Genomic DNA, 7993 nt, shown 5'->3' on the forward strand with positions numbered 1-7993 from the left:
GGGCGAAGCCCCCACCCCGTCAGCCCAGCGCGCACAGGACAGCAGCCGGAGGCCCGCCGCATGCTCGACGACACCCTGCTCGACGACCCGGCCGCCCTGCAGCGCGCCGACCGCGACCGCGCCCTGCTGGCCCTGGCCGGCGCCGGCGCGCGGGTCCGCACCGCGCTGCGGCTGGCCGACGCGGCCGGCCTGGACCGGCTGCGCCCGGACGGCCGCCCGCGCGCCGTCCTGGTCGCGGGCCACGGCAGCGCCCTGACGGCGGGCGAGATCCTGACCGCGCTGGCCGGCCACGGCGGTCTGATCACCACGCTGCCGCCGACCGAGGCGGCCGCCCCGCGCGCCGACCGGGCCGGCGCGCCGCCGGCCTTCACCGCCGGGCTCGGCTGGCAACTGCCCGGCTGGGCCGGCCCGCTGGACCTCCTGGTGGTCAGCTCCGCCGACGGCGGCGAACCGGGCCTGGTCAGCCTCGCCGAGCAGGCCTACGCGCGCGGCTGCGCGATCGTGGTCACCGCCCCGGCGGGCAGCCCGCTGGCCGAGGCCGCGCTGCAGGTGCGCGCGCTGCCGCTGCCGTACGTGTCCTCCGCGCTGCCCGAGGACGAGGCGCCCGCCCGCCCGGCCGCCGAGCCGGACCTCCCCGCCGAGGACCCGGCCGCGCTGTGGTCCCACCTCACCCCGCTGCTCGCGCTCGCCCAGAAGATCGGCATCACCCAGCTGCCCTACGATGCGCTGCCGGCCGTCGCCGACCTGCTGGACGCGACCGCCGTCCGCTGCCGCCCCGACGCCGCCGCGTACACCAACCCGGCCAAGGGCCTGGCCGCCCGGCTGGCCGGGACGGTCCCGCTGCTGTGGGCCGAGGGCCCGATCGCCGGGGCCGTCGCCACCCGCTTCGCCGCCCAGCTCGCCGAACGGGCCGGCCGCCCGGCGCTGGCCGGGCCGCTGCCGCAGGTGCTCACCGCCCACCGCGGCATGTTCACCGGCCAGTTGGGCGCGGGCGCGGACCCGGACGACTTCTTCCGGGACCGCGTCGACGAGCCGGATCCGCTGCACCTCCAGGTCCTGCTGCTGCGGCACGTCCCGGGGGCGCCCGGCGGTCGGCCCGGGGCCCGGCCCGGCGGCGCGGCCGACGAGGCGGACGGGCCGGCCGAGGTGCCGGAGGACGACGCGGGCCCGCGCAGCTTCGGCGTCACCCGCGCGCACCGGCTGGCCGGCGCCCACGACGTCCGGCTGACCGAGTACGCGACCGCCCGGCCGGACCCGCTGCACGCGCTCGCCGACCTGGTCGCGCTGACCGACTTCGCCGCCGTCTACCTCGGGCTCGCCGCCGCGCAGTCCTGAGCCGGCGTCGCACGGCCGGTACGGTAAGCGCTCGACGGAGCAGCGCGACCGGCCATTGCGGCGGAGGGACCCGGAGCATGAGTACAGAGGGCGGCACCAAGGCACTGGTTGCGGCACTGTCCGCGAACCTGGCGATCGCGGCGGCCAAGTTCACCGCCTTCGGCTTCACCGGCTCCTCGTCGATGCTGGCCGAGGGCGTGCACTCGGTCGCCGACTCGGGCAACCAGGTGCTGCTGCTGATCGGCGGCAAGCGGGCGCGCCGGGCGGCGGACGAGGAGCACCCGTTCGGGTACGGCCGCGAGCGCTACGTCTACGGCTTCCTGGTGGCGATCGTCCTCTTCAGCGTCGGCGGCCTGTTCGCGATCTACGAGGGCTGGCACAAGGTCAACCACCCGGAGAAGCTGGACTCCTGGGGCTGGGCGGTCGGCGTGCTGATCTTCGCCGTCGCGATGGAGGGCTGGTCCTTCCTCACCGCGATGCGCGAGTCGGCGAAGGCCAAGGGCGGCCAGGGCTGGGTGCAGTTCATCCGCACCGCCAAGGCCCCGGAGCTGCCGGTGGTGCTGCTGGAGGACGCCGGCGCGCTGATCGGCCTGGTGCTCGCGCTGCTCGGCGTCTCGCTCACCGTGGTCACCGGCGACGGCGTCTGGGACGGCGTCGGCACCCTGGGCATCGGCGTCCTGCTGGTGCTGATCGCGGTGGTGCTCGCCATGGAGACCAAGTCGCTGCTGCTCGGCGAGTCCGCCGACCGGGATTCGGTGCGCCGGATCCGCGAGGCGCTGGTGGACGGCGAGGCCGTCACCGGCGTGATCCACATGCGCACCCTGCACCTGGGGCCGGAGGAACTGCTCGTCGCCGCCAAGATCGCCGTCAACGCGGAGGACAGCGCGGCCCGCGTCGCGCGGGCGATCGACGCGGCGGAGGAGCGGGTCCGGGCCGCCGTCCCGATCGCGCGGGCGATCTACCTGGAGCCCGACGTCTACAGCGCCGAGAAGGCCGCCGCGGGCGAGGACCCGGCGGCCACCCCCGGCGGGCCCGGGCCCGGCGCCCCGCACTGACCGGCGCCGGTCCGCCGCCGGCCGGGGCCGGCCGGGATCCGCTTGAGGACCCGTCCGGTCCGAGACCGAAATCGCTCATCGGCGGACGGCCGGTGGGGCCGCCGGTGTAGATTCGTCACCAGAGCCAGAACGTCGCTGCTGATGGCGGTTGATCGGCGGTCCGCCCCCGTGGGGTGTGCCCCGGTCGAGGGAGAGAGGTCCTCCGACGGTTTGTGCTGCGCAGCAGGGAACCGGTCCACCACCACGGATCGGCCGCCCCGGCGTAGCCGTGCACCCGTACGGCCCCGCCCCCGCTGCGACCGCACACACAGGACCTTGGCCACGCCCACCCCATCAGCGAGGAGCAGACGCATGTCGACCGACACCACCGGTGACTTCAAGGTCGCCGACCTTTCCCTGGCGCCGTTCGGCCGCAAGGAGATCCAGCTGGCCGAGCACGAGATGCCCGGCCTGATGTCGATCCGCGCCGAGTACGCCGAGTCGAAGCCGCTGACCGGCGCCCGCATCACCGGCTCGCTGCACATGACCGTGCAGACCGCCGTCCTCATCGAGACCCTGACCGCCCTGGGCGCCGAGGTCCGCTGGTGCTCCTGCAACATCTTCTCCACCCAGGACCACGCGGCCGCCGCCATCGCGGTCGGCCCGGAGGGCACCCCGGAGAACCCGCAGGGCGTGCCGGTCTTCGCCTGGAAGGGCGAGACCCTGGACGAGTACTGGTGGTGCACCGAGCAGGCCCTGACCTGGCCGGGCGGCAAGACCCCGAACATGATCCTGGACGACGGCGGCGACGCCACCCTGCTGATCCACAAGGGCGTCGAGTTCGAGAAGGCCGGTGCCGCGCCGGACCCGTCCACCGCGGACAACGACGAGTTCCGGATCATCCTGGAGCTGCTCAACCGCACCCTCAAGGACTCCCCGAACAAGTGGACCGAGGTCGCCGCCACCATCAAGGGCGTGACCGAGGAGACCACCACCGGTGTCCACCGCCTGTACGAGATGCACCGTGACGGCCAGCTGCTGTTCCCGGCGATCAACGTCAACGACTCGGTCACCAAGTCGAAGTTCGACAACAAGTACGGCTGCCGCCACTCGCTCATCGACGGCATCAACCGCGCCACCGACGTCCTGATCGGCGGCAAGGTCGCCGTCGTCTGCGGCTACGGCGACGTCGGCAAGGGCTGCGCCGAGTCGCTGCGCGGCCAGGGCGCCCGCGTCATCGTCACCGAGATCGACCCGATCTGCGCGCTCCAGGCGGCGATGGACGGCTACCAGGTCGCCACCCTGGAGGACGTCGTCGAGACGGCCGACATCTTCATCACCACCACGGGCAACAAGGACATCATCATGGCCGCCCACATGGCCCGGATGAAGCACCAGGCCATCGTCGGCAACATCGGCCACTTCGACAACGAGATCGACATGGCCGGCCTGGCGCAGCTGCCCGGCGTGGTGAAGACCGAGGTCAAGCCGCAGGTCCACGAGTGGCGCAAGGCCGACGGCCGGACCATCATCGTCCTCTCCGAGGGCCGCCTGCTGAACCTGGGCAACGCGACCGGCCACCCGTCGTTCGTGATGTCCAACTCCTTCGCGAACCAGACGATCGCCCAGATCGAGCTGTTCACGAAGACCGAGCAGTACCCGATCGGCGTCTACGTGCTGCCCAAGCACCTGGACGAGAAGGTCGCCCGGCTGCACCTCGACGCGCTCGGCGTGAAGCTGACCACCCTGAGCCAGGACCAGGCCGACTACATCGGCGTCCCGGTCGAGGGCCCGTACAAGGCGGAGCAGTACCGCTACTGATGCGGTGAACCGCTACTGACGCGGTGAGACGTACGCCGGTGGCCGGCACCCCTGCGCGGGGGTGCCGGCCACCGGCGCGTTCGGTCGGCCGTCGGCGGTTCAGGGCACGATGACGTCGGTGGTCCAGTCGGCTGCGTCCGGGCCGAGGGCCTTGGTGTGGGCGAGCATCCAGGGGAGGCCGCCGAGCTGCTCCAGGGAGGGCGGATCGCCGGCCCCGGTGCTGAGGGAGATCTCCACCCCGTTCTGGACGGACTCCAGGGGCGGGTGCGGGTCGGTGTAGGGCGAGCCGTCCGTGCTGGTGTAGACCGGGCGCGGCCCGACCGGCCGCATGCCGACCGAGACGTTCTTCCCCTCGACCTGGAACATCAGCCACAGGTTCCAGGCGCCGACGCCGTCCGTGTCCGGCCGCGAGAGCGTGACGTCGGTGGCCTTGAACGTCTCGGGCAGGCCGGTGAACCGCACCGGCAGCGGCACGTCCCAGTGGCCGAACCGGACGTCGGCGGCGACCTTGTGGAGGACTTCGTCGGTGACGTCCCCGGGCGCTGGACCGTTCCCGCTGACCTCGGCCCAGCGGCCTTCGGGGGTCAGCCAGCGCAGCGTCGGCTGGTAGCGCTCGGGCTGGTCGGCGACCACCCGGTAGGCCGGTCGTCCGTTGACCGGTTCGACGTCGACCTTGCTGAGTCTCACGCCGGACCCCGTCATCGGGGGCTCGGAGCCCGCCGGGTACTGGGAGAGCATGATGCGGGCGGCGTTCTCGCCCGTGCCGCGGGCCTGGGCGTAGATGCCGTGGTAGCCGGTCTCGTAGCCGATGTGCTGCTCGCCGCCCACCCAGTCGGGGAGCCAGCCGAAGTGGACCTCGGTGGACAGCGGGTCGATGCCGCTCACGGTCGGGGTCGGCGTCGGGGTCGGCGTCGGGGTCGGCGTCGGCGTCGGGATCGGGGAGGTCGAGGTGGTCGGGGTGGGCCCCGCCGGCGGCGCCGGGGTGACGGTGCTGCTTCCCGGGGCCAGCAGCGCGGTGGTCGCCACCACCGTCACCGTCACGGCGGCGATGGCGCCGACCGCGGCGCGCCTGCGGCGGCGCAGCCGGGCGGTGCCCTCGGCGATCGAGCGGTCGGCGTCGAACCGCGCAGGTGGCGCCGACTCGTCGGCGAGGGCCGTCAGCCGGGCGGTGAGGTCGTGGTGATCCTTGCTGGTCATGGCGTCCTCTCTGCGACGGTGGGGCGGGCGGCGAGCCTGCCGCGGAGGGTGTCCAGGGCCCGGGAGCTCTGGCTCTTGACGTTGCCCGACGAGCAGCCCATGGCGTCGGCGGCCTGGTCGATCGTCAGGTCGCAGTAGTACCGGAGCACCATGGCGGCCCGTTGGCGGGCCGGCAGCGTCGCCAGGGCGTGGCGCAGGTCCAGCGAGGCGTCGAGGTCGACGGGCACGGACTCGGTGTCGAGGTCGGTGCCCGGCCGACTGGTCCGCCGCCACCAGGAGGTGCGCTGCTCCGCCAGGAAGGTGTTGACCAGCACCCTGCGCGCGTAGCCGTCCAGGTTCTCCATGCGGCCTGCCCGTGACCAGTTCACGTACAGCTTGGTGATGGCCTCCTGGACCAGGTCGTCCGCGCGGTGCCAGTCCCCGCACAGCAGATAGGCGACCTTGCGCAGCCAGCCGCTCCTGGAAGCCACGTACTCCGTGAACTCCTCGTCGCGTGCCTGCTTCGCCATCTGCGCCCCCCTTCTCCCGCGTACCGTCGGCGCTCGTGCGCGCCGCCCACCCCCCTAATGCGGGCACCTGCCCCGAACGTTGCACGCGAAGTGCGCACGTAGGCTTTCGGACATGCCCAACGGTCGGTACTCGCTCCATACAGCCATGACTCCTCTGGGGCACGACCGCGTGCTGCTCGGGGAGGAGCGCTTCAGCTGCGCCCCCGGGGCGGCCGGCTGGCGGTACGTCTCCAAGACCTACGCGCCGGACGGGCGGGTGATCGGCAGCGTCGACCTCACCCTGGACTCGCGGGCCCGCCCGCTGCGGATGGAGCTGCGGGCCGGCGGCTGGCAGGTGCGCGGCGGCGCGGTGGACGGCGTCGCCTGGGTCCGGACGGACGCGGCGGACCCGGGCGGCGAGCACAGTGTGGAGGGGCACGACCGGGCGCACGGGTTCACCGGTGGCTCGCCGGCCTTCCTGGTCGCCACCGCCCGGCTGCTGCGGCTGCGGGAGGGGGCGAGTGCGCGGGTGCGGCTGGTCGCGTTCACCGAACCGGTGCTGGCGCCGCGCACCTTCGACCAGGGGTGGCTGCTGGAGGAGGTCGACACGCACCAGACCGACTCCGGGCCGCTGCTGGTCGAGCGGTACCAGGTCGCGGACCTGGAGACCGGCGAGCAGCAGGTCGTGCACCTCGCGGGGGACGTGGTGCTGGCGGCCGACGGGATCGAACTGGAGGAGCTGGCGTCGCCGCCGAACGCCTGGCCGGCGCAGTTCGGGGAGTAGACCCCGCGTAGCAGTGCGGTGAGCCTAGGCGGGCGGCGCGAAACCGGTGCCGGGGGCCGGTGCCGGAGCCGGTGTCGGGGACGGCTGCTCGGCGGTGGGCGGGGCGGGCTTCTCGAAGGAGGGGGCGGCCGGCTGGGGCGCGGGAGTCGGCTGCGCCGCGGGTGCGGGTGCGGGGGCCGCGGTCCGCTGCCACTGCGCCTGGGCCCGCGTCCACTCCCGGCGCTGGCGCTCGGTGAGCACCGCGCCCAGGTATGCCGCCGGGTGCAGCCCCTGCGCCACCGGGTGACCGGTCCGGGCCGCCAGGTCGCCGGCCAGTCGGGTGGACATCTGGAGCGCCACCGTCTGGTCCAACTGGCCTATGCGGCCGAGCAGTTGGCGGATCGCCAGCCAGAGCGGCTCCGGCACGGCGGACAGGTCCATCGCGACCAGCTCCCGGCCCATCGTCTGGAGCAGGTGCGGGTGCACGGGCGGCAGCGGCGGCGTCCCCCCGCCCGGGGCGCGCTCGCGGACGACCACCGTCCCGGCGAAGATGTCGCCCAGCCGCTTGCCGTCCACGTTCACGGCCGAGGTGATCACCGCCGGCACGCCGGTCATCGCGACCAGCTCCATGAAGCCGACCAGCCCGCGCACCAGCGAGTGCCGGAACCGCACCGGGCCGCCGTCGGTGCGCACCACCCGAAGGCCGAGCGCGGCCTTGCCGAGCGAGCGTCCGTGGGTGAAGGTCTCGACCATCACCGGCACGGCCACCAGGAAGAACACCAGCAGCCCGATCAAGGTGGCCGCCAGCGCCGCACCGTCCAGTCCGATCAGGGTGACGCTCAGGGTGAGCGAGACCAGGAACAGGGCGGCGAACTCCACGAGCAGGTCCAGCGTGATCGCCAGCGCCCGGCTGGGAAGCTTCGCCGTCTGCAGGTCGAGGACGACCGCCTCACCCGTCACCAGGTCGCTCAAGACACCTGTCCGTTCACGTTCGTGGAGCCGTACAGCTCACTCATGGAGGCCGCCGAGGGCGGCACGGACGAGGGGAGGGGCGTCATCCGGACCGGCCCCCACGACCTGCTCTCCGCAGTCTGATCCGCAGCCGCAAACATACGGCGCCCGGCGGCCGCACGGGAAGTGAGATCCCGGCGGCCGGGGTGCCCACCGCTGCTGGCATGCTGGGCCGCGCGTGTCCGTACGTACCCGCCCGTCCACCCGCCCGCGACCGGGCCCCTCGCGCCCACCGCCGACCATGGAGCCGCCGAATGGACCTGGACGTCTTCGTCGCCACCCACCAGGGGGAGTGGGCACGGCTGGACGCCCTCGCCCGACGGCGCCGGCTCAGCGGGGAGGAG

General features: G+C 73.8%; 8 protein-coding genes (1 of these 8 only partly in view). 5 read left to right on the plus strand and 3 right to left on the minus strand.

Annotated elements, in window-relative coordinates; all coding sequences use genetic code 11:
• Positions 1 to 60: 60 nt before the first annotated feature.
• From OG556_RS21865 to ahcY, 3 genes are all read left to right on the plus strand, one after another.
• Positions 61 to 1335 carry an SIS domain-containing protein gene (locus OG556_RS21865; RefSeq protein ID WP_371518601.1) on the plus strand — a complete coding sequence of 425 codons (1275 nt, stop codon included), beginning with the start codon at positions 61 to 63 and terminating at the stop codon, positions 1333 to 1335.
• Between the two features lie 77 nt (positions 1336 to 1412).
• The gene (locus tag OG556_RS21870; RefSeq protein ID WP_371518602.1) at positions 1413 to 2390 is read left to right on the plus strand and encodes a cation diffusion facilitator family transporter; all 978 of its coding nucleotides are present in this window, start codon (positions 1413 to 1415) and stop codon (positions 2388 to 2390) included.
• 351 nt (positions 2391 to 2741) lie between these two features.
• Positions 2742 to 4190: an adenosylhomocysteinase gene (gene ahcY / locus OG556_RS21875; RefSeq protein ID WP_371518603.1), complete on the plus strand. Its 1449-nt coding sequence runs from the start codon at positions 2742 to 2744 to the stop codon at positions 4188 to 4190.
• A 99-nt stretch (positions 4191 to 4289) separates the two neighbouring features.
• On the opposite strand, the gene OG556_RS21880 is transcribed toward ahcY, so the two are convergent.
• Both OG556_RS21880 and OG556_RS21885 read right to left on the minus strand, forming a co-directional pair.
• Positions 4290 to 5387 (minus strand): hypothetical protein, encoded by a 1098-nt coding sequence (locus tag OG556_RS21880; RefSeq protein ID WP_371518604.1) that lies wholly within the window; start codon positions 5385 to 5387, stop codon positions 4290 to 4292.
• Positions 5384 to 5896, minus strand: a complete 513-nt coding sequence (locus tag OG556_RS21885; RefSeq protein ID WP_371518605.1) for a SigE family RNA polymerase sigma factor — start codon at positions 5894 to 5896, stop codon at positions 5384 to 5386. The genes OG556_RS21880 and OG556_RS21885 overlap by 4 nt, the downstream gene beginning before the upstream one ends.
• A gap of 112 nt (positions 5897 to 6008) precedes the next feature.
• On the opposite strand from OG556_RS21885, the gene OG556_RS21890 reads away from it, so the two are divergent.
• The gene (locus OG556_RS21890; RefSeq protein WP_371518606.1) at positions 6009 to 6659 is read left to right on the plus strand and encodes a hypothetical protein; all 651 of its coding nucleotides are present in this window, start codon (positions 6009 to 6011) and stop codon (positions 6657 to 6659) included.
• A gap of 24 nt (positions 6660 to 6683) precedes the next feature.
• Here the strand turns inward: OG556_RS21890 and OG556_RS21895 are convergent, their stop codons facing one another.
• Complete coding sequence (locus OG556_RS21895) at positions 6684 to 7610, minus strand: RDD family protein (protein WP_371518607.1); 927 nt, start codon at positions 7608 to 7610, stop codon at positions 6684 to 6686.
• A 293-nt stretch (positions 7611 to 7903) separates the two neighbouring features.
• On the opposite strand from OG556_RS21895, the gene OG556_RS21900 reads away from it, so the two are divergent.
• On the plus strand, positions 7904 to 7993 hold the start of the coding sequence (locus OG556_RS21900; RefSeq protein ID WP_371518608.1) for a stage II sporulation protein M. The gene runs 915 nt beyond the window's last position; 90 of the gene's 1005 nt are visible here — the first part of the coding sequence; its start codon is at positions 7904 to 7906; the stop codon falls past the right edge of the window.

The sequence above is a fragment of the Kitasatospora sp. NBC_01300 genome (assembly GCF_041435235.1).
Taxonomy (GTDB): Bacteria; Actinomycetota; Actinomycetes; order Streptomycetales; family Streptomycetaceae; genus Kitasatospora.